This is a genomic window from Myroides odoratus, from assembly GCF_001549985.1.
In the GTDB taxonomy this organism is placed as follows: Bacteria; Bacteroidota; Bacteroidia; order Flavobacteriales; family Flavobacteriaceae; genus Flavobacterium; species Flavobacterium odoratum_A.
In genome coordinates, this window is the sequence record NZ_LROZ01000004.1 from 167459 (window position 1) to 192024 (window position 24566).

Here is a 24566-nt window from a genome sequence, read left to right on the forward strand (position 1 = left end):
TTACTATGATGCAATTTTTTAAACGATATCAAAGAGAGATTTCAACTTTTATTTTGATAAGCTTACTACAAAGCTTCGTATTTGAGGTTTTTACAGCTTATGCAAAACCCATTCCTATTGCTGAACGTGTGTATCTTTATGGAACTTCTCCTGTGTTAACGGAAGAAGAGCCATATAATAGCCAAGAGTTGAGTGAAGAAGAGGGTGTGTATGCCCTGAATCCAGAGGATTTGTTTACAGTTGAAGAAGGAAAAGAAGAAGCGGAAACACCTACACCTCAAGTTTCAGTTACTAAAACTGCAACGGAGGCTAGAATGGCTCCAAGAATGGAGGGATCTTCTACTCTCTATGCAGCGGATATACCGTATGGGGTGATTGGTCACAATGAACTTCTCCCTTACGATGACCCAAGTGATAACGTATTTAAAATACAACTGGCTGATGGGATTGATCGCTCGGCTACTTATGTACTTTCGTATGAATTATATGGTGCTTCAAGTTCGGTTGAAGTAGCGAAGAGTATCAATACCACCACGAGTGTGGGGGGATATTTGACCAGCAAAACGAATCAGTGGACTCGAGTAGAGGAATTTGTATCGGCTGCGAATTTAAAACAAGGCCTGAATACGATTTTGTTTACTGCAGATACTCAGACTAAATACTATTTGGTTCGCAATGTACAGCTTGAAAAACGCTTGAATCAACCACAAGAAAATCAGATTCAGGTTAATGATGTAGTGCGCGATAGCCTGACGGGTAAAGTATATGTGTCAGGGGTTGTTCCTCCAAATCAACAGATGGAACTGTTTATTTCAGGACAGCCCATTCCAATTACCCACCATACATTTGAGTATGTAACCCAAGGAGAAAAGGCAGTTGTAGAACCCTTAGTAGTAGAACTTAAGGAAAAAGGGCAAGTGGTGTATACCCAATTGATCCCAGTAGAAACAAGCAAAGTATTCGCTCAAGCGAAGGCTGTCGCTAAAGCTTATGATCGCCATCACTTTGAGGTACAGAAAAGCGAGGAAGCTGCTGTTTTTGGTTTTGGTCATGTGGCTCTTGAATTTCCTCAAGGAAGCTTTAAGGAAGACTTTATTTTGTCTATGCAAGAGTTGCGAGTGAGTGATTATGCTCCGACGGGTATGGCCTTAGTCAATGTAACAGCAAACAAGGGAGCGTATCGTTTTTTACCTGATGGAATTCAGTTTGACAAAGAAGTCAAAGTGAAAATCCCGTATGATGTAGCGGCCATTCCTCGAGGGTATAGCGCGAAAGATATTCAGGTGTTTTACTTTGATATCGATAATAAGCAATGGACTAAAGTAAAGGTGATTGAGGTACTAGAAGAGACACAACAAGTTGTGGCATTGACCAATCACTTCACAGACTATTTAGCAGGCGTGATTGAAGAACCTGAAAGCCCTGATGGAGAAGCTTTTGCTCCAACCACACTAAGCGGCATCCAAGCCGTGAATCCAACGGAGAGTATTCCGATGGTTAGTGTGCCTCAAATTAATGATAAAGGAGATGCAGCCTTGCAATTTCCCTTACTATTACCTAAGGGAATTCACGGGATGACTCCTGATATTTCGGTGAATTACAACAGTAGTGCAGATGAAGGGGATTTTGGATTGGGATGGAGTTTATCTGTGCCGACCATATCCGTAGATACCCGATGGGGAGTTCCGTTGTATGACAATGGAAAGGAAACGGAGTCTTACCTCTACAACGGAGAAGAGTTGTTGTTAGTTCAAAGTGATAATACCTTATATGCACCCCATAAAGATCGTTTGATTAACCGTGTAGCAGATGCGACCTTCCAAAAAGCACAGCACAACCCCAATCAGGTCATCAAACGCTTGGGAGCTGCGAATAACTATACTTGGGAAGTGACTGATTATGCTACGGGATGGATTTATGAATATAAAACCTATGCAAAAGGAAAGTGGTATTTGTCCAGGGTAAGTGATGCTTACAAAAATGCGATGCGATATGAGTATGGAAGAAATGCCAGTGGTGATTATCAGTTGAGTAGAATTATGTATAATATACAGGAATCGAATACAACTACGTTTTCTGATTTTAGCCAATTTGAAATTGAAATTCAACGAAAAACGACGATTGATTCTCCATCAGGCCCTCGTCGTGATGTGAAAGTAAACAATCGCTCAGGAGAGGAATCCAGAAGTGTAGATTTGATTGATAAAATAGTGATTAGTTTAACAGGTAAATCTTGGTATTTTTATACACCAGAGCATGAACTTGTATCCCTTGGTCATATGTCTAATGAATATCAATTTAAGTATAAGGCAGGTCAATTTGGACGAAGTTTGCTATATAAAATAATCAATAAGAATAGCAATAATAATTATGAACGTACTTTTAATGCGACACAGCCTGTTGTCGAAGAATATACTTTTGATTATCACGATGATATAGGAAGTGGTTCTTTATTTGAAACAAGTGGAAAAACCTATAATACATTTAAGGATTATGCGACGGATTATGATGATTTTAAAATTTATATTTCGGCATTGGGTGGAACAGAAGGAAAATCGACGAACTTTAATGGTGGGGCTTCTGTAGGTATTGTTACCCCAGTTTTCCCCAGTTCTTGGATTCCATTTAGTTGGGCTGCTACCTTTGGAGGAAATTTAGGAGGGGGATCTTCTAATTCTGAAACCAAAGTAATGATGGCGGATATTGATGGGGATGGATTACCAGATAAAATATTCAAGGATGGAAGTAAATTTTTCTATCGTAAGAACTTAGGAGACAAGTTTTCGTCAGAGGTTTACCCGATTAAAGATCTTCCTAACCTAAGTTACTCTAGAAATACAAACAGTGATAAGGGGTTTAGTGCCAATATCATGGTTGGAAATTATACCGAATCCGATGCAAAAAGTGCATCTAAAACAACGACCTATATGACGGATGTAAATGCGGATGGGTTGTTGGATGTTGTGGATAATGAACGCGTGTATTTTGGGTATATTGATCCAAGAACGAAAGCACCATCGTATAGTTTAGATAGTTCGATTACGCCTGTAATTATTCTAAAAGAAGAGGATGTAGCGCCTATATTAAATCCAATACCTCAGGTGGATATGACCAATGGTCCGATGGACATTGTTATGGTTTGGCGTGCGCCAAAACCAGGACAAGTAAGGGTATCAGGAACCATTACCAAGGATCACGTGGATTTAGAAAATGGAGTGAAGTTTTCAATTGAGCGTTTGCATGAAAGCAGTATGGGAAATGCAACCTATGTTTTAGGTCCTAATTTAATGCTATCTACGCGTGAAAGCCACACCCATACCTTGACAGTAGTTAAAGGAGATTTGTTGTTCTTTAGAGCCCATACCAATCAAACCCCTTTTGAAGAACTAGGAGTGAAGTGGAATCCGCGTGTTGACTATACAGGTGAAAATCCAGATCCAATTCAAGCGGCTTCTCGTCATGAATCATCCTATGATGAAGGAGTTTTAGTAGGAACTAACTTAGAACATACGTTTAAAAAGAAAGGAAAATTCCGTTTGGAGTGGCCTAATTTTAATAATTATGATGAAGATCGCGTGACGATTCGCGTTTCTTTTTTCAAAAAGGGAACCGATGGGGGAGGAAACCTACCTGTAGTAGGAAATAATGTGGTGATTTACGAGAAAACAAGTAATATACGTGAGTATACGGGCTTTAATTCACCTAATCTTGACTTAGACATGAGTTCGATTACCAGTGTACCGAGTAGTTTTCTTTATGTCAAGGTAGAAGTATTGAGTGATTCTGAAATTGATTGGGGGCAATTAGATCGAAAATTTAAACCCAAATTAGTCTCTCTAAATCGCGACAATACGGATGTATATTTAACCCCTTACTATGGTAATTACAGTAAAGTTCATACAAGCTATACTCCTTTGCAGTTTATTGCTTCTGGGCCTAATGTTCGAGTAACAATAAAAAATAATTTTAGTTTACCTGCTTGTACAGAGGCTGTTTGTCGAGATCGTTATGTGTATTTGGTCGCACGTTATTCTAATGGGCAAATTGTTCCTTTGGTGAATTCTAGTTCAGGTGCTCCATCAGGGTATACTAAATTTCGTTATAAATTTGATGCAGCGGGTAATATTGTACAAAAACAACGTTTAAATCAAAATTATGTTTACCAAAATTTAGATAACAGCAATAATATTAATTTAACTACTAGTATTGGAGAACGATTCTTTTTTGAATACTATACTACAGAATATAAAATTGGAGAATTGTTGGATGCCTATCAAAACAGTACAGCAACTCCCTTAATTTATGTAACAGGAGGAAGTCCTGCACCTTATACCTATATGGCAGGGGTAGACAATACAGGTAAGGTAAAAGCGAATGTTTACACTTCTGAACAAAATACGGCTTGGGGACCCATGTTTCGAAATTGGGGACAATTCGCTTATAAAGGAGCGGATGTTGGGCAACCGTATGAAGCGATTGTAGGTAAAAATATACACCCGTTTAATTCTTCGAGTACGACAAGTACAGGAGCAACAGCAGAAGATATTTTAGGAGATCCCAACATGACCTTAAATCAAGTGGAAATGAATATAGAGGATATCCAAGGGATGGCGGGGAATATGACGGAATCCTTTGCGATGTTATTGCCTAACAAACAAAAAGAGCGTTGGGAAAGTCATGAGCATTTGTATGTTTCTCGTACAGGAGTTAGCCCCTATACGCGATTTTTAACGGATGAAATTCCAGATTTGCGTCCGCCTACTGTACCCGTTGGGAATTACGGGGCAGCGGGAATTAACAAATATTCTGCTGTAAAGAACAAGAGTAAAAATCGAGCTTTAGGATTTGGTATGTTCTCCATTGGCGATACCAACGTAGATGGATCTAGTGAATTGTTGAATGAGTTTATGGATGTGAATGGAGATGGTTTTCCAGATATTATTGGTGAACGCGTTCAACTAACAGCTAAGCGAGGCGGGCTTTCTAATCGCGTTGTTGATGCTAATTTTACAATCTCTACGTCCATTAGAGGTACTGGTGCATTATTAGGAGGATCTTATACAGGTGTTCGCAGTGGGGCTACTTCAGGAGCGGCGAATGCAGGTAAAATGAATTTGGTAGTAGGGAATCAAGGAAGTGCATCAGCCAGCCGTAGTCACTTCAGTACAACCAATACCACCAAGCGTTTTTATGTTGATATCAACGGAGATGGATTGGTGGATATTGTCCAAGATGATGGCAGTGTATTGTTAAACTATGGAGGGGTATTTAGACGAAGTACTACTTGGGGTAGTATACCTTTTCAAAAAAATATTACAGAAACTAAAAGCGGAGGCGGAGGCGGAGGTTTCTCGGCAATATCTAATATGGATATTTCCTTAGGTCTCAGTTTTTCAGAAAGTACCTCTCGAGATCAAGTGTTTTATATGGACTTAAATGGGGATGGATTGCCTGAAAAAATTGATGATGGGAAGTATTATATCAACAAAGGGATCGGTTTTGAATCTACAGGACATGCTGTGCCAGGAAATCAAGCACAAAAATCAGTAGAGGGAGGATTGAATGGAAATATAACCGTTTGTATCTATTTTCCAATTCCTATTATTTTTACGGGACCCAAATTCTGTTTTTCTTTTGGAGCTGCTGCGGGACGAAATGTATCAAGTGAACAAGGACGTTATATGGATTTTGACGGGGATGGATTTATGGATTTTGTTACTTCATCTAGAAATGAAAGTGTAACCGTATATAAATCGCGTATTAAGCGTACGAATTTATTGAAGAAAGTCACCCAAGCGACAGGAGCTACGATTAGTTTGGATTATGACGTAAAAAATCCAATTGACGGCTCAACAATCGGAACAACCTATAAAATGCCATATAAGAAATGGGCGTTGACTAAAGTATCCGTTTATGATGGTTTTGAAGGAGATGGAAAGAATACGACACAGTATGCGTATGAGTATTACAATGGATACAAAGACCGCAAGGAACGTAATTTCTTAGGTTTCGGAAAAACAAAAGCCCATTTGTTACATGCTAATGGAGTTCCTTTCCGTACGGATGTAACGGAATATGTACTGGATGGTATGCGCGATACTGAATTGTATATGCCAGGAACAAGTTCGGATCTCAAGCAGTATCTCTATAAAAAAGGATTACCGAAAAAGACCTATACCTTAGATAAGAGAAGAAGACTCTTAACTGAAACAACGTATGATTATAAATACTATGATAGTCGCCGTATAACAGGAGATATTACGACCACAACAACTTCTAGTGCAGAAGTAAATGTATTTACGGAAAAATTATCCGTATGGCCTTTGGTGACCAATATGCAAACCAAGCAATGGATCTATCAAGAGGAAACAGGAACGAATGCACTAGTAAATCAAATGCAACAAAAATTTCTGTTGTATGATAAGATGGGGAATGTCAAGAAATATCAGGATGTAGATCGTGGATTAACGGTAGATATTACCTATAACCTGGGGCTTAAAACGATGCCGACGAGTCATAAGGTAAGCTTGACTACAACCAACCAACAGTTGCGTTTGACCAAAGCTACTTTAGTGCCAAATGGAACTAAATATGCAAGTGTGAGTAAGCACTTATCTAACACGGATGCAGTAACGGTTAAATTTGAATACAATGCGGTTGGAAATATAGTGAAGAAAATCTTGCCAGGGGGGCATGCATTTGAATATTATTATAAATACGATGATCATATAAGAATTAATCGTTTGGAATATACAGGTGATTACTTTAATCTCGTACCTACGAGAATAGTAGATCCGTTTGGTGATATAACGCGAATTTATCCGAATGCTTTTGGAGCACCTGTAATAGCTGTTGATACATATGGAGAACAAATTCGCTATAAATACGATGCATTCAATCGTTTATTAGAAGTGAAAGGGCCTTACGAACAAGATTGGACCATTCGAAATAAATATTTAAGCAATAGAAAGTCCATGACTCAACACAACCTTGGCGATGGATTCATTTTGCATACCAGTATGTTTACGGATGGATTAGGGCGTGTAATTCAGGTGAAAAAGCAATTGGAAAATGATAGAGAGTATGAAGGTTGTGATGGTGGTAATGCAGCCTTGCGATTCGCAGTGTCAGGTAAAAATGTATACGATGAATTTGGGCGTGTGGTAACGAATTATCTCTCAGAAGAAGAGCTGTATTGTAGTCCCTTGGATTTGGATGCTATGGGATTCAATAACCTGAGTCCACAAGAGGTTTTTGAAACAATCTTGACGACGTACTATCCAACAACAGATGAAGATAGACGCAAAATTACAACAACCTATGATGACCAAGACCGTGTATTGAAACAGTTGGTTTACAGCTCGAATGCCCAGACGGAAAATACGTATGGATTTGAAGGGACATTGATGACGCAAAAAGTGGTATTGCCAGAAGGGAATACAACGGTTAGTTATTTTGACAAATTTGGACAAACGGTAAAGCAAAACCAATTGGGTAATGGGCAAACATTGAGTACAAATTTTGTGTACGACAATTTGGGACAAGTGAAACAAGTGACCAATGCAGCCAATCATTTCACTAAATATGATTACGACTTGTTGGGTAGAGTGAAGCAAAAGGAGACCTCAGCTGCTGGAAGAACATCGTATGGATATGATGCATTGGGACAAATAACGGTTCAAGTAGATGCAAACAATTCCACAATGAGTTATGAATATGATTTCAATCGCTTAGTAAAGGTAGATGGACCAGAAATTAGTACTAAATTTAGGTATGAACAAGGAGGACGCTTAGCCTTAATGGATGATGCTACAGGAACACATGCATTTAAATATGGTAAGCTAGGAGAAGTCGTCGAGGATCTGAAGATGATTCGAGATAAAAATGGAACGATGCATTATTTTAAAACCAAATACAAGTACGATTCATGGGGTAGAATCCTGCAAATCATTTATCCAGATAGAGAAAAAGTGTTTTACAGGTACAACAGCGTAGGACAATTGACATCTATGGTGAATCAAAATAATTTTGAGTATTTAACCAACGTGAAGTATACCTACTTTGATCAGCCCTATTTTATTCAGTATGGAAATAAGGTAGAAATGGTTCAAGAATTTGATAGCTTGGAACGCTTGCGTGCAGCACAATTTGGAACAAGGCAAGGAAATAATTACTTGGGTATATTTTCTAGAAATGTATATCGATATGATAGGAATAACAATATTTCAGATGCGTATAATGAATATAGTCAAGAGGAACGACTCAATATAGGCGGAAGGTATAAGAAGAACTATAAATATGATGCCTTCAATCGTTTGGCTGATGCTTATGGACAATGGGATGGAAAGTTTGAAGTGCATAGTTATAATTTAGAGATGAAGTATAACAAGGATCATTCTATTGCTGTGAAAAAGCAAAGCCATCGCGTGTATGATCGAAATAGTCAACAAACGAGAAATACAGAAAATGCTTTAACTAGAAATTATCAATATGGTGATGCTGATGTACCTCAATTAACGGCTATTGAAGGAAATCATGCGGATGGGATTGGGTTTTATCAAAAATTTAAGTACATGGCGAATGGGAATATCAATGAGATTGAATCTTCTGGAAATATTCCTCATGCACTAGAATATCAACAACGTATGATAGATTGGGATGGTAATAATAACATCATAAAAATTAAAGACAATACCGGAATAACCAGTACGTATTTGTATGATGGAAAAGGAGAACGCGTGATTAAGCGTTTGAGTGGAGGAAATAATCTGAACATCAATGGAGAACACATGCAAGATGGGATGTATGGCACAGATGAGGTCTTGTATCCAAGTGGTAATTTGGTATATACCGACAGAATGTATACCAAACATTATTATGCCAATGCCAAACGCATAGCCTCTCGTATTGAAGATTCCACTCCTGTTTTCAATTTTGAACAAGAGAATTTCAACCAGGAGGAGTTTTCAACGACCGGTCCGAATCGTCCTGATTTATCGTTATCGTCAACAAATCGAGGAAAAAGTACCAGCATTCGCAGTGTAAGTGGCCCAACAAGTGGCTCATCGAGAACAAATGGATTGAGAGATGTTAATGGCAATGGTAGTCAAATGTCAGAGACTATCTGTAGAAATCAGATTGACTTCTTATTAAATAGCCTATATAATACACCTGAGAAGGAGTATTGTAGAAGACAATTATTAGCTATTATAGAAGAATTTACACGCTATGAAACGCGTTGTGTAGAGCCTTCATCCAACCCGAATCAACCTTGTTTGCGTTATGAACGTGTAGCTGTTGGTGTGGATTACTGTTTGGCATTAGAAAAAATCAATGCTACCGGCTGTGTGAAATATACGGATGATGGGTTGATTATCGATCCAGAAACGGGGTATATTTACGATCCGCTGACAGGAATTCCGTATGATCCAATTACCAAGAAACCAATTGATTTAGGACTAGTTAAAGACGAAGAAGAAGCAAGACGTCGACGATTGCAATTGGAGTGTTACAATCTCTTGTTGGATTATATCCATTATTACGAAGAAATAGATGATAAACCACAAAGCTATTATGAGCTTCTTAGGTATTACATGTGTTTGCGTTGTACTAAATGCGAAGACTGTGCTTATTTACCAGGTGTGACTTTGCATGAAGATGGTGTGACTTATATAATTAATTTTTGTACATTAGTTGTTCCGCCACTTCCACGAGATCCCGATCCGCAACCCGAACCCGAACCCGAGTTCCCAGCGGAAGAGATAGGAGAAGGCGAAGAAGAAGAATGGCAGGATGATCGTCAGGAAAGTCGACCAATTGAAGCCAATCCATTGGAACAACACGGTCCTGTTTGGTGGTACCATAGCGACCATTTAGGAAGTACATCGTATATTACGGATATCTTCGGAACACCGGTACAATACATCGAGTATTTACCTTTTGGGGAAATAATGGTGGAACAGAGCACCAACAACATATTGGAGAATGTGTATAAGTTTAATGCGAAGGAGTTGGATGCACAAACTGGGTATTATTACTATGGAGCGCGTTATTATGATCCGGGAGCGAGTATATTTTTATCCCCCGACCCACATGCTGAAAAGTATCCCAATATTAACCCTTATGTATATGTTGCAAATAATCCGATTAATGCAATAGATCCCGATGGAAGAGATATTGTTGTGTTGTCCTATGGAGCTCAAAGAAGAGGACATAAATATGGACATAATGCAATTTTAGTAGGAAGTGACAAAAAAGGTTGGACTTATTTTTCTTTGGATGGCGATGGACCGTATGAATATGGTGATGGACAAATTAATGATGGGTATACTATTTCGAAAGGAGGTGAATATAAAACCTTAAAAGATTTTGCTCAATCAGAATTTAATACTTTTAAAGAAGATTATGATGATGGAAAAGGATTTAGAAATTCGGAGAGAGATTCTAATGGAAATTTAATACAGAGATATGAGAAGGCTTTTCAGATTACAACGACTGAAGAACAGGATACAAAAATGTTTAAAACAGCGACAGAAGTAACGGAAAAAGATTATGATTTATTTAATAATAGGTGTACAAATAATGTAAATGAAACATTGAAATCAGGAGATCAGAAATCAGGAGATGCGTTTTGGCCATCAACAAATTTTAGAAATATTGAGGAAAATAATAAAGGTAAAAGAGTTGATAGTCAATTGAAAATAAATAACCCAAAACAACAATAATGATGAAATTAGTAACTAAAGTTGGAATTTGCATAGTTGTATTAGTTCTACTGTATGTTTCATTATCACTAGTTATAAGTAAAAATCAAAGATTTGAGAATTATTTCTATATTAAAAATACTAATTTAACTACGGCCAAAGAAAATAATATCTTTGTAAAAGAATTAGATTCTTTGATAATTGATGGTAAACAATGGGTAATATTTCAGAGTGATTTTTGTTTTTATAAAAGTTATGGATTTCTACAGTTATTAAAGCATAAGAACTGTCCTAATGATCAATTTTGGATAAAGATTGAATTGCGGAATAATGTAGGTTATGATGAATTATTTAATTATAATGTTTCCTATAATGGAAAGAGTGAAAGACCATTATTTAATGATTATAATGGCTACTACATTAAAATAGGAGATTCTTTAGATATAAAAATTTTTGATAATGAAGGAGTGATGATAAGAGAGACTACTGTCTTTTTGAAGGAATAATTAGTTAACCACCCCAACCTTCCAAAACGGATCGTTGGGGTTTTTTAGTTAACAGTTTACTGTTAACGGTTGACGGAAGAATATTCAATACATAGAAAATTAAAACCGTAAGCTGTAAACCGTCCACCGTAAACCAAATAAAACACCCCACCACCGTTACACTATTAAAAAAGGTTTCGACTTTAACCAACGACAATGGTAAGAGTGTTTCAAAAGATAAAATACAGCCGAAGACTACAAAAAAGCAACAGTGAAATTAGTTAACAGTTTAGCGTTAACAGTTAACGGAAGATTATTCGATATAAAGAGAAGTGAAACTGTAAGCAGTAAACCGTCAACTAAAAAGTAGTTGGTTTTTGGACAACTATTTATTATAGAAGAGAATTAAAACTGTTTGCTGTAAACCGTCCACCGTAAACTATATTTATCGTCAGTGGAGTAGCAAAGAGGAGCGCAGAGAGTCAAATGCTACGACATTGAGGATAAATATCGCCACTTCCACGAGATCCCGATCCGTAACCCGAACCCGAGTTTCCAGCGGAAGAGATAGGAGAAGGCGAAGAAGAAGAATGGCAGGATGATCGTCAGGAAAGTAGACCAATTGAAGCCAATCCATTGGAACAACACGGTCCTGTTTGGTGGTATCATAGCGACCATGTATCTCATTAACGCTTATATTTGTTTTAGTATTCGATGCACTTCGTGAAGGAAGTACGTCGTATATTACAGACGTCTTTGGAAAACCTGTACAATACATTGAGTACTTACCGTTTGGAGAGGTTATGGTGGAACAAAGCACCAACAACATTTTAGAGAATGTGTATAAGTTTAATGATTTCGGAGACTAAAGCGAGTAGCTTTAGTTGAATGAAGGCACGTAGTGTAGAATTATATACTCAAATCAAAACACAGTGGAAATCGAAGCGAAGCTGAGATTCATCGAACACCCAAACAAAATAGCAACTCGGTGAGATATATTCACCGAGACCTTAAAAAAATATATAAACAAGGAGGTAAACAGGTTATTACTATTATGGAGCGAGGTATTATGATCCGGGAGCAAGTATATTTTTGAGTGTGGACTCGTTGGCGGAGAAATTCGCTGCATGGACACCATACCATTATGTACACAATAATCCGATTAATTTGATTGATCCGACAGGGATGAGTGCTGAGGATTCAACAGGTAAAGATGATTGGTATATGAATAATGAAACCAAAAAGGTTACATGGATTGATGGGAGTAAAAATATTAAAGGATATACTAATTTAGGATATAGTAGTAGCAATCAAAGTTATGGAGAGAATAGAACAGATCATTTGGTAATGGATGGCTCAACTCGACAAATTACAGTAAATGGAAATGTGATTGCTGATTTTAGTAAGAAGGGAAGTATTCAGCAGGATGGTGTTATGGTTTGGGGAATGGGAGCAGATCCTATGGATAGTGCTATAGGAAGAGATAGAGGGCAAGGATCTATTGAAGTTGGAGATAGTGATGTAAATGCTTTTTATGCTTTGATGAATAAAGTATTGAGTTATTTTAAAGATGAAGTAATTAAATCAAATACACCCAAAGAATCTACTTTACCAATAACTCCTAAGCCTGAAATGGAAATAATATCGTTATATGATTATGATTATACAGTTGCTCAACCTCTTGGACCTGGAGGAAGTGCTGCTGGAGCTACAGTACAAAGTAGGCATATAAAAGATACAATGGTAGAAAAAAGTAGTAGTTCACCTGTCTTAAGTAGACAAGAAAGAATTAGGAGTCAAAAACAATATGAAGCGGATAGTATTAACAGACGTATTAGAAAATAAATAAAAAATGAAAAAGTATAGTTTAATAATAATTATAGCTCTTTTTATATCCTGTAAAAATGACTTAAAAGTAAATAAAGATACTTTGGATTATAGTATTGAATTTCCTGATACAATTATTGTTGACAAAAAATATAATGGAAGAATATTATATCAAAGTACATTAGATACACTTACAACAAGTTTTGATGATGAATACCATAGATATGTGTTTTTATGCATGCGAAAAACAGATAATATAAATTATAGTTTTGAAGAATTAAAAAGAAAAGAACTTGATACTATTGGAGCAGATAATTATAGAGAAATAGCTATTTATAATATTAGTTTTTCTACAAAAGGAGTACAGTATATTGATGGAATTATTGTAGATGAAGCTATTTATGATATATCGAAGGATAAAAAAAATGTACCTAACGACTCTCTCTTTAGACATATAGTTCATGAATTTAGAGTTAACAAAAAAGTAGTTGTAATTGACAAAGAATAAAACACCACCCCAACCTTTCCAAACGGATCAAAGGGGTGGTGTTATCTAGGGGGGATTGTTTTAGTGGAAAAAAGAAACACCCTACCACCGCTACACTATTTGGCCACCACGCCACCTGGCTCCATCGCTAAAAATGTCTACCAGACATTTTCTTAACGCTCGGCCCTGACATATTCAACGACAATGGTAGAAGTGTTTCAAAAGGTAAAGTACAGCCGAAGACTACAAAAAAGCAACAGTGAAATTAGTTGACAGTTTACTGTTAACGGTTTACGGAAGATTATTCGATATAAAGAGAAGTGAAACTGTAAGCAGTAAACCGTCCACCGTCAACTAAAAAGTAGTTGGTTTTTGGACAACGATTTATTATAGAAGAGAATTAAAACTGTTTGCTGTAAACCGTCCACTGTAAACTATTTTATCGTCAGTGGAGTAGCAAAGAGTAGCGAAGTGAGTCGAATGCTACGACAGTGAGGATAAATATCACCACTTCCACAAGATCCCGATCCGCAACCCGAACCCGAACCTGAGTTCCCAGCGGAAGAGATAGGCGAAGGCTAAGAAGAAGAATGGCAGGATGATCGTCAGGAAAGTCGACCAATTGAAGCTAATCCATTGGAACAACACGGTCCTGTTTGGTGGTATCATAGCTGGAATCACCAACTTCAAATAAGGTAAGAAATACAAAGAACCGAAGTAGCGGTAGTAGTAATCAAATTTCAAAAGGATTATATAATTATGAAAGAAATTAAAAAAATCATTTTATTTACTCTTATATTCAGCTGTATGTTAGGGTGTAAGAAAATAAATACAATCGATAAAGAGTTAGCAGAGCAGAAAGTGTATGGAACTATATATTTTGTTAGAGGAATGGTAAATACAGATCTTTCTGTTAGTTGCAATAATTATTTAAGTAGTTTAGATTTTGCGATTTCCTATTTTAAAATAGATGATAAAGAGTTTATAGATTTGTTGTTAACGGATTGGCAAACAGATGATATTGTGAAATCGAATGATGATTTAGATATAAGGTATCGAATTGAATTTGAAGATAAGATTATTTGTATCGATTACTTTGGTAATTATTCAGTCAACAATAAGTTTATTGGTAAACTCAGTAATTTTCAATTGCTATTAGATTACATTGAAAAGCATAAGGAAAGTAGTGTGAAATTGAAAGAAGATTTCCCTTTTTAGTAAACCGTTTACGGTTCATGGAGGTATTATTCAATACAAAGAGAATCTAAGCTGTTTTTACCATGTATAGTAATCAATCGGAGTGGATGAAGGGTTGTAGTTGTCACAAAAAAGCAACCAACAAAAACACAAAAATAGAACTACATGGAGTGACCGATGCGATGCTTACTTCGTCAGCATGACATACTGTTCGGCATGTGCGTGTGTGAGTTTCTGTATAGTTAAACAGTCGTTGTAGTTCTGTTTCATATGCTGTCTCTAGTACCCAGCCTGTATGTCACCTCGACGTAGGAGAGGTCGCATCTCGCGCTCACAGGATACCAAACCTTGAGTACTTATCGTTTGATGAAATCGAAACGTAGTGAAAATCGAAACGTAGTGAAGATTCATCGAACACCAAAGCCAATATAAAATAGGTGAGATAGGTTGCATATTGGGGTAGACATAAAAGAAATGATTCTTTGATAGAAACAGGAAGAGCAAAAACGTGGAATAATAGATATAATTTAGAATGAGAATAGTAAGTTTAATTTTTGTAATAATATTATTGTCTTCTTGTGAAGGAAAACAAGGAAAAAAGGAGGAATTTGAAGAGTATAAAGGAATTCAATTAACAGAATCGTTTTCTAAATCTTTAGGAGGTAATATTAGTTATACCTTGGAATTTCCCGATACCTTAAAAGTTAATCAAGCTTATCAAGCTATTTTTAAATTTGATAGCCCCTTTGATACAATTGTAGCTCCAATGGTGTCAGATAGTATTAAATTTAGAACAATAAAATTGTCTTATTATGAACCTATAAAAATAAAAACTGAGATTCTAAAAGAGGATATTGTTCTAAAAGACTCTGTTTATATCCCTAATAAGTTGTTTACATTAGGAAATATTAGATTTAAAGAAAAAGGGAAGTATCTTTTTTTAGTATTAATTGAAGATGAAATTATGTATACCTATTATAATAAGCATGGAAAGCGTGATTCAGTTCATTTAGATAGAATATTTGAGGAAATAAAAAAAGAGGTAGTGGTTATGGAGTAAAATAAATTGCTACAGTTAGATTATGTACTCAATCCCAACCTTCCAAAACGAATTAGAGGGATTTGTTTTAGTTAACCGTTTGTGGAAGAAAAATGAGCGAGTACCTCTAAATAGAGTTGACTTTACTCAATATGAAATACAAGTAAAATATTGTATGAATACGCGAATTATACCCCAAAGACAAATTGTATCTTTGGGGGATATTTTTGAAACCTAGTGGAGTAATACGATATTTTTAGATGGAGTACGAGAAAGAGAACCAAATTGGAGAAAAAAGTGAAAATTGGGTAGGTTGTGAAGTTTGTTTGGGGGTGGGAAAAAAGAGCAAAGGTATAAGCAAACAACAGCGGAAACACGGAACAACAGCACCTGCTTTACATGAGCAAAACAAAGCTCTAAAGACTCCTCAAAAGGTACAGAAACCATGCAAGAATTGTTTGGGGACAGGACTCGTTCGCAGCAATACAGCACCGGTTAGTAATCCGTCTAAATATCCACATATTGCTATTATTGGAGGTGGAATTGGCGGTATCGCATTGGGAGTAGCGTGTTTACATCGCGGTATTCCATTTACCCTATTTGAAAGAGATCATGCTTTTGATGAACGAGCACAAGGGTATGGACTTACACTACAACAAGCCAGCAAAGCATTGCGTGCATTTGGAATCACAACATTAGAAGATGGCGTCGTTTCTACCAAACATGTAGTACATGCAGCAGATGGAAAAGTACTAGGTGAGTGGGGAAAGCGCAAATGGCTGGGAACTGAAGATGAGAGCACCGCAAAGCGAAATAATATCCATATTCCCCGACAAGCCTTGCGACAAGCCTTAGTCAAACAATTGGGGGGAGAGCAGTGGATTCAATGGGGACATCAATTCATCGACTTGCAATACGACTCTTCTCAAGTCAAATTGACATTTCAGGTTGACGATCAGCTTCGTAGTTTTACTGCCGACCTTGTGATAGGAGCAGACGGAATTAGAAGTACGGTGCGTCGTAAGCTAATTGGCGAAGATCAAACTCCATTGCATTATTTAGGATGTATGGTTGTATTGGGAATTTGCCCCTTAACCAATGTAAAAAACGTACAGTCGTCCTTATTGGATGGCGAAACCGTATTTCAAACCGCGAATGGTACTGAGCGTATCTATATGATGCCGTATACCAAAGATAGCATCATGTGGCAATTGAGTTTTCCGATGGGCGAAGAAGAAGCGAAAGCCTTGAGTCTCGCTGGACCAAAAGCGCTAAAAGAAGAAGCCTGTAGACGCATTCAATGGCATAATCCCATTCCCGAAATACTAGAGGCCACACAGGAAGCAACCATATCGGGTTATCCCGTATACGACAGAAGTTTATTTGATCCAAGGCTATTGCATCAAGCGGGGCCAGTAAGTTTGTTGGGTGATGCTGTGCACCCTATGAGTCCATTTAAAGGGCAAGGGGCAAACCAAGCGTTGTTAGATGCTTTGAGTTTAGTGCATAAATTGACAGCCGCTTGTCAGGCTGTTTCAGATTGGAAAACCGTAGATTTACGCCAAGCAATCTTAAGCGAATACGAAGCAGAAGTAAGTGATAGAAGTAGAGCAAAAGTAAAAGGATCAGCCGCAGCTGCAGCGTTCTTACATTCCGATGTTGTGCTTCAAGAAGGCAATCAAACCATTGGTGCTAAGTGGAAGTCAAGGATTTCAGAGGAGTAACACAATTTAAAAAACGAATCTACTGCATCATGCAATACTAAAAAAGGTGTTTTTTGAAAGTGAGACTAATGAAGATAAGGCTTAAAAAAAGTCCATCTTGTTCAGAGAAGTTCATTTCACTTTTAGTGTAACATCATAAAAAACGCTTGAGTAGTAAACCCAAGCGTTTTTTCTATGTAAAATTTAATGCTTTATTTGCAATACATTAAAACTTATACCCAACACCTAATTGGAATACTCTGTGTTGCCCATCAGCGTTTTTCAAAATGTCGGTTAAACCAAGGTTATATCGAGCATCAAAGAATAATCCAAAAGAAAGATCATACGCTACACCAAAGTTTAAACCAAAGTCAACTTTATTTGTATTGGATTTAATGTTGCTTGTTACGGATATCTTTTCATATCCATTACTAAGATCTGTTTTTAACTCTGATTTTACTAAGAATCCTAGTTGTGGACCTGCTTGAATACTAAAGCCTTCCGCAACATAGTATTTTGCCATAACCGGGATGTTAAGATAATTCGTGTTAACCTTAATATTAGAGGCAATCATACCATCTATAATAAGATCGTTTTTACTCTGAGTTCCTTGCATTGAATATTGAAGTTCAGGTTGGATAGAAAACTTATCAGTTACAAAGATCTCAACAGCCCCTCCAATATGGAAACCTGCTTTACTTTTACTATCTGAGTCGTCGCTGACATTTGAAATGTTTAAACCTGATTTCACTCTAAATCGAACGTCTTGTTTGTCCGATTTTTCAGGTGTTTGTGCATAAGAAATTGCACTAAATGCGAAAATAGCCAATAGGCTAGTTGTTATTTTTTTCATTTGTATAGGTGTAATTTATAGCTAGCATTTTGTTCTGCTCAAAGAGAATAAATGCTGGATGTTATATAAAAGAGGATAAAGTAAATTACCCTCTTTTCATTTTTTTTAGAATTTGTATCCTACTGAAAGTTGGAATACACCATTCTTGACTGATTTACCTTCTTTATTTATTTTGGTTAGGCCTAAATCATAACGAGCATCAAAGAATAATCCAAGAGGTAATTCATAACCTGCACCAAAGTTTAAACCAAAATCTACTGTGTTTACATTGTCTTTTACATCCACACTTCCTTGTTCTGCTTTCACAACAAATCCTATTTGTGGACCTGCTTGTACACTTAATCCATCCATTACATAGTATTTAGCCATAATAGGCACATTAATGTAATCTAAATTAATTTTTGAGCTGTCACTTCCTTTACCTTTTGCTCCTTGTGAAGAGTATAAAATCTCAGGTTGAATAGCAAATTTCTCATTCAAGAAGATCTCTGCTAACGCTCCCACATGGAATCCTGTTTTGCTCTTTGTATCATCTGCACCAGAAAGATTAGAAATGTTCAAACCTGCTTTTGCTCCAATTTTAATATCTGGAGTTTGTGCTAATGCAGCTCCGCTGAAAGCGAAAATAGCCAATAGGCTCATAGTAATTTTCTTCATATATATTATGTATTTATAAGGTTAAATTCAAGCTAAAAGTATTAAATATAATTTTAAATAAAAACCAAAACAAGTCTGATTTGCATAATTTCTCAAAAAATAAATGAAAAGAATGAAATAATGTGATTTATGTGCTTTTTATAAAAGAATATAGTGAATTTAAGTCTCTAAAAAGAGAAAAATAGATGCGATTATTGCTGTTTTTAGGAGCTGAATAGGCCTTTTTTAACCACATTAGGGGAGAAGGAAAGAGAAAAGAATACTAGATTTTTAAATTTTTAATGACATCTTTGTACATAAGAGTGATAACAGTATGCAGAAACAAGTAATTACAGACAAAGTATGTGCCTTAGAATTTGCGGTAAAAGCAATTAGTGGCAAATGGAAGATTCCTATTATTTGGCGAATTAATGAAGGGGAGAAGAGACCTAGCGAATTTTTAAGGGGAATTGCTACCGTGGATCGCAGGGTACTCAATCAACAATTAAAAGAATTAGAGGATGTCGGAATCTTGAGTAAACAGCGTTTTGATGAAGTTCCACCAAGGGTAGAATATACGTTGACACCTTTAGGATTACAACTAATAGAAGTTTTAAAACAACTCAATGCGTGGGGAGAAATTTTATTGCATGATCAACAACCTTAAAAAAGGTAACTCAATAAGTAATGGTACAGAAAAAGGTAAAAGGCTATAAAATTATAGTAGTTTTACTACTATTTGCTTATAAAAAGAAGAAGAATACACGAAAAATATAAAGAAAAGTCCTTTTTAGTAGGAATTTGAGTCAAAAAAAGTTATCAAAAGAACATCTTTTTTTGGTTTTTAGTGATTTATGTTTAAAATTATAAGAACAGATGAGAATTTATTTCATCTGTTTTTTTTATTGTATTAAATTAAAATTAAAAAAGCATAACCTTGTATTTTTTTCTTGCTTATTACGTAGAATGTTATTTCCTTTGTTAGGGAATTAAATAAATGAGTAGAAATTCATTTCTAAGTCGATCACTCCTCTTTTTTAGTAAGGCAGAAAATAGGAAATCGTGGTTTACGAGTAATGCGTTTCAAGTTTTTAATTTGAAAAGGGTGAATAGGAATTCTGTTTAATTGTTTGTTGTTTCGAAATAGTACCTTATACTTTCAAATTAAAAACACGTAGTAAAAACAACCTGTTTTTAGTACACAAGAAAAATTTATGAAAAAGAAAAAGCAGGATGTTTTATTGTCCTGCTTTTTCTTTTTAATTTCGAATCTTCATTGTCTACGAAAGTAAAGTTAAAAAGCCATGTCTCCACAAACTCAATTGCATATTGTACAAGCAACGCCTCAACATGTACCTCAAATTCAAGATTTGATTCACCACGCAACGCAGCTTAGCTATACATCATCACACGAAAATACAAAAAAGAATAAAAATATAGCAGAATTAATTCACCAAAAAGAGATGTATTTGGTGTATGAAGAAGAAATACTTTGTGGATGCTTTGCATTTAATGCTCAAGGTTACGCAGCAGCGTTGGTGTATTTTTATTGTTTGCCGGATGAAAATGAAGGAGACCAAGAGAGGGCACAACTGAAATGGAACAGGCTGTTAGAAGCAGTCAAAAAACAAGCACAGGTATTATCCTTTAATTATTTAACCGTTATCGCTGCACCTGCCAGGCAAGTATGGTTTGAAAAACAAGGAGCTAAACCGTCCAGCGTATTGGAAAATGCAGCAGATGCGGTGGAGTATTACCTTACTGTGATAGAACAACCGTGGGTTGATCTTCCTACTGCAGGGTTAGTCTGTGTGAAAGACAAGCAACTTTTATTGGCTTTTAGTAAGAATAAACAAGCGTGGTATCTACCAGGTGGAAAAATTGATGCAGGAGAGGATAGTCAACAGGCACTTAGACGCGAGATTGAAGAGGAGCTGTCTTTGGTTCTTCAACCCGAGCGACTGTCCTATTTGACACATATTGTAGCCCCTGCCTACGGAGAAAAAAAGAATATCCTCATGCAGCAAGATTGCTATTATTATGAATTAGAAGAAGATACTATTACGGTTGCTAATGAAATCGGTGGAATACAGTATTTTACAAAAGAAGAATACATCCGCAATCAAATTCCCGTTCCAGGGGTGTTGAAGGTTTTTGAGTTTTTTGCGGGGGGAGAAGGTGAGGCGATGAGAGGGTGAGGTGTTCTTTGCACAACTAGTATGTCCTGCTGACGCAGGAAGCATCGCATCCGTTACTCAACGCTTGTTATTCCTGTATTATGTGGGGTTGAGAAGGTGAGACGATGAGAGGGTGAGGCGATGAGAAGGTGAGGTGTGCTTTGTGAAGTCGTAGGTCGCTTTTTTGTTTTTTGTGAAGTTGTAGGTTTTATCGATTAAAGAAGATTTGCAAAAAAGCCTTTTTGCAAAAACAATTCTCCACTCTGTATATCCAGTTAGTATGTCCTGCTGACGCAGGAAGCATCGCATCCGTTACTCAACGCCACACCGCCACACCCTCTCACCACCACACCCTCTCATCACACCCCCCTCTAACGATTTACAATAAAATTAACACCATAAATGCTTGTGTTTTTTGAAAAAAAAATATTTTTGTTGCATGAAATACGCAGCAATAGTCGTTTTATTTTTCTTTGTCAATTTTATCGCTACACCCACTATCGCGGTGTTAGCGGGTATTGAATTGGATATCCCTATGCTGACGATTTCAGAAGAAAATAAAAAACCCATTACAAATGCAGAGGAAGAAGAAAAAGGTCACTTTCATGGGTTACATCCTTTTCAAGAGGATTTTCTATTGCAAGATAGAGATGAATCAGAACTTCATTATGCACAATTAAAATTAGTGTACGAATCATTAGAATTCGACGTTTTATCCCCCCCTCCCGAAGTTTTTGTTGCTTAGTTAGACTGATGTGTAATGCGTAATGCGTTAGGCAAAGTAGTGATGCATGCTGTGTTAGGTGTGCAGGTTGACTATTGACTTTTTTTAATGAAGATAAGTGAAGAATAAATGTTCTAGATGATATTGTTTTTTTCATCGAGCATTGACAATTTCACGACTTCACGATTTTGCAACTACACCACTTTACAGCCTCACATCAACAGTAGACTGTTTTAATTTTAAGTAAACAAAAATGAAATATCATATACAAGTAGCAACATGGAAAAAAAGTGTTGCTCCAGGCCTTGTGGTCTTTTTAGTCGCACTTCCGCTTTGTTTGGGAATTGCGCTAGCTTCAGGTGCACCTCCAATAGCGGGAATTATCGCTGGAGTAGTAGGGGGAGTTATTGTTGGATTTATGAGTAATTCCAACGTTAGTGTGAGCGGTCCCGCTGCGGGATTAGCTGCCATTATTTTAGCTGCTATCAGTGAGTTAGGATCCTTTCAACTCTTGCTTACAGCGGGAATTCTTGCGGGTATTATCCAATTAGTATTGGGATTTTTGCGGGCAGGTGCTATTGCCAATTTTTTCCCTTCTAGTGTGATTGAAGGGATGCTTGCAGGAATTGGAGTGGTTATTGTTATCAAGCAATTGCCCTTAGCTTTTGGGGTAAGTGCATTAAGTGACGTACAGAATTTTGCAGCAATTCACAAAGGAACGCTATTAATGACAGTGCTTTCTCTTGCTATTTTAATTGCGTGGAGCAAGAGTAAAAGATTGAAGAAAATTGCCTTTTTACCTGCGGCTTTAGTGGTTGTAGTGGTTGGGATTGTATTGAATCAATTGTGGTTGTATACGGGTAGTTCATGGGCAATTGATGCTTCACAAGTCGTAGCGATTCCAGTAGTAGATGGACTATCATCTATCGGCTCTTTATTGGTTTTTCCCGATTGGACCGGATTGACGAATCCTACTGTGTGGGTTGTAGCAGGTACTATTGCTATTGTTGCTTCAATCGAAACGCTATTGTGTATTGAGGCAACAGATCGCTTAGATCCATTAAAACGACATACAGATACGAACCGTGAGCTGAAAGCACAAGGAATAGGTAATATTATCAGCTCCTTGATTGGAGGTTTACCGATGACTTCTGTAGTTGTGCGTTCATCTGCCAATGTTAACGCTGGTGGATTGTACAAAGCCTCAGCAATTATACATGGAGTGTTTTTATTACTTGCTGTAGTGGCACTTCCTTTTGTATTAAATATGATTCCGTTAGCTTCTTTAGCGGCTGTATTAATCTTAGTGGGATATAACTTAGCCAAACCTGCCGTATTACTTCATTTCTGGCATAAAGGCTATACGCAATTTGCGCCATTTATTGTGACACTCGTTATGGTTGTTGCTACAGATTTATTGATGGGTGTATTAGCTGGGATGGTTGTAAGTATTGCCTTTCTATTGCTGGGCAACGTACGCAAAGCATTTTCGATGCAGCATACTGTGAAAGATGAGCAACTTGTGTATACGCTTACGTTAGCACAAGAAGTCTCATTCTTTAATAAAACAGCCATTAAAAACAAATTGCATCAACTGCCTGATAACTGCCATTTGGCGATTCAAGCCAAACAAATGGGGTATATCCACATGGATGTTCTCGAAATGATTCAATCGTTTATTAACGAAAAAGCCAGAGAAAAGAACATAGCAATTACCACAACGGGTTTTCATAAATCCATTCAAATTAGCCAAGGGCAATCAAATCTTATTTTATCACATCGTAAAACGATATAACTATGAACTCATTTACAAAAGAAATATTAGCAAATACAACACCAGAGCAAAGTTTAAACTTATTATTAGAAGGAAATAATCGCTTTGTCAATAATTTAAAATTCAATAGAAATTTTTTACATCAGCTTCAAGAAACAAAAGACGGTCAACATCCACATGCGGTGATTTTGAGCTGTATGGATAGTCGTGCGCCATTAGAACACGTATTAGACCAAGGAATTGGAGATATCTTTAGCTTGAGAATTGCAGGGAATGTATTGACGGATGAGGTAATTGGAAGCATGGAATACGCTTGCCAAGTGGTTGGAAGTAAATTGATTCTCGTTTTGGGGCATAGTCGATGTGGAGCGGTGACAGGGGCTTGTAACCACACTAGTTTAGGTAAACTAGATACTATTTTAGCGCGTATTCATCCAATTGTAGAAAAAGTACGCGAGAAAAATCAAGGAAAAGAATTAAGTCAAACAGAATTAGTAGAGTTAGTAACGATGGAAAATGTTCGTTCCATCGTAGAACAACTTCAACGAGTAAGTCCTTCTTTAACCCAATTAATTGAAGAAGGTCAAATCGGTGTCGTAGGAGGATATTATGATGTCGTAAGCGGAAAAGTAGAACTGATTTGTTAGTATGAGGAATACTTTGTTAACGTTGAGAAGTCCCCAAATCGGGGACTTTTTTGATATGCTATCGACAGTACAACCCCTTTTTTAAGCCTTTATTTTCTTGAAAGGGTATAGGAATAAGTCCACTCTAACTAAAATAGAATTATTTAAATTCACATAATGTGATTTTTTAACTTGTTATGTATTATTATTTGCGAATAATTTGTACTTTTATGAAAGGAAATAAATTGTTAATTTATTAAGGTAAGTGTAAATATTTAAAAATTTTTTATCTATTAGGAGGAAATAACGTACTTATTTATGTGCTTTTCTTTATT

13 protein-coding genes and 1 pseudogene are annotated in these 24566 nt (G+C 36.7%); 12 read left to right on the forward strand and 2 right to left on the reverse strand.

Annotation, left to right across the window (positions count from 1 at the left end; translation table 11 throughout):
• The first annotated feature begins 5 nt into the window (after window positions 1–5).
• The 7 genes and pseudogenes from AWV75_RS06490 to AWV75_RS06530 all read left to right on the forward strand — a co-directional run bounded on the left by AWV75_RS06490 (window position 6) and on the right by AWV75_RS06530 (window position 17462).
• A complete protein-coding gene (locus AWV75_RS06490; RefSeq protein ID WP_060873607.1) occupies window positions 6–10724 on the forward strand; it encodes an RHS repeat-associated core domain-containing protein in 10719 nt (3572 codons plus the stop codon).
• Entirely contained in the window at window positions 10724–11209 is a 486-nt protein-coding gene (locus AWV75_RS06495) for a hypothetical protein (RefSeq protein WP_060873608.1), read from the forward strand. Before AWV75_RS06490 ends, AWV75_RS06495 begins: the two co-directional genes overlap by 1 nt.
• A gap of 1065 nt (window positions 11210–12274) precedes the next feature.
• Window positions 12275–12391 (forward strand): annotated as a pseudogene (locus AWV75_RS19295) (type IV secretion protein Rhs); the annotation flags it as partial.
• Window positions 12392–13040: 649 nt separating this feature from the next.
• Window positions 13041–13523 carry a hypothetical protein gene (locus tag AWV75_RS06510; RefSeq protein WP_231738023.1) on the forward strand — a complete coding sequence of 161 codons (483 nt, stop codon included), beginning with the start codon at window positions 13041–13043 and terminating at the stop codon, window positions 13521–13523.
• Window positions 13524–14261: 738 nt separating this feature from the next.
• Window positions 14262–14720 carry a hypothetical protein gene (locus tag AWV75_RS06515; RefSeq protein WP_231738025.1) on the forward strand — a complete coding sequence of 153 codons (459 nt, stop codon included), beginning with the start codon at window positions 14262–14264 and terminating at the stop codon, window positions 14718–14720.
• 511 nt (window positions 14721–15231) lie between these two features.
• Entirely contained in the window at window positions 15232–15759 is a 528-nt protein-coding gene (locus AWV75_RS06520; RefSeq protein WP_156424178.1) for a hypothetical protein, read from the forward strand.
• 239 nt (window positions 15760–15998) lie between these two features.
• On the forward strand, window positions 15999–17462 hold the full coding sequence (locus AWV75_RS06530) for an FAD-dependent oxidoreductase (RefSeq protein WP_060873613.1): 1464 nt from the start codon (window positions 15999–16001) through the stop codon (window positions 17460–17462).
• A 205-nt stretch (window positions 17463–17667) separates the two neighbouring features.
• Here AWV75_RS06530 and AWV75_RS06535 read toward each other — a convergent pair whose 3' ends face one another.
• Window positions 17668–18294, reverse strand: a complete 627-nt coding sequence (locus AWV75_RS06535) for a porin family protein (protein ID WP_060873614.1) — start codon at window positions 18292–18294, stop codon at window positions 17668–17670.
• Window positions 18295–18399: 105 nt separating this feature from the next.
• A complete protein-coding gene (locus AWV75_RS06540) occupies window positions 18400–18951 on the reverse strand; it encodes a porin family protein (protein WP_060873615.1) in 552 nt (183 codons plus the stop codon).
• A gap of 313 nt (window positions 18952–19264) precedes the next feature.
• Between AWV75_RS06540 and AWV75_RS06545 the strand changes: the two genes are divergently transcribed.
• From AWV75_RS06545 to AWV75_RS06565, 5 genes are all read left to right on the forward strand, one after another.
• Window positions 19265–19597, forward strand: coding sequence for a winged helix-turn-helix transcriptional regulator (locus AWV75_RS06545; RefSeq protein ID WP_060873616.1), 333 nt, complete (start codon window positions 19265–19267; stop codon window positions 19595–19597).
• 637 nt (window positions 19598–20234) lie between these two features.
• Window positions 20235–21128: an NUDIX hydrolase gene (locus AWV75_RS06550; protein WP_060873617.1), complete on the forward strand. Its 894-nt coding sequence runs from the start codon at window positions 20235–20237 to the stop codon at window positions 21126–21128.
• 418 nt (window positions 21129–21546) lie between these two features.
• Window positions 21547–21852 carry a hypothetical protein gene (locus tag AWV75_RS06555; RefSeq protein WP_060873618.1) on the forward strand — a complete coding sequence of 102 codons (306 nt, stop codon included), beginning with the start codon at window positions 21547–21549 and terminating at the stop codon, window positions 21850–21852.
• Window positions 21853–22084: 232 nt separating this feature from the next.
• Window positions 22085–23626: a SulP family inorganic anion transporter gene (locus AWV75_RS06560; protein WP_060873619.1), complete on the forward strand. Its 1542-nt coding sequence runs from the start codon at window positions 22085–22087 to the stop codon at window positions 23624–23626.
• A 2-nt stretch (window positions 23627–23628) separates the two neighbouring features.
• On the forward strand, window positions 23629–24252 hold the full coding sequence (locus AWV75_RS06565; RefSeq protein WP_060873620.1) for a carbonic anhydrase: 624 nt from the start codon (window positions 23629–23631) through the stop codon (window positions 24250–24252).
• Window positions 24253–24566 lie beyond the last annotated feature (314 nt).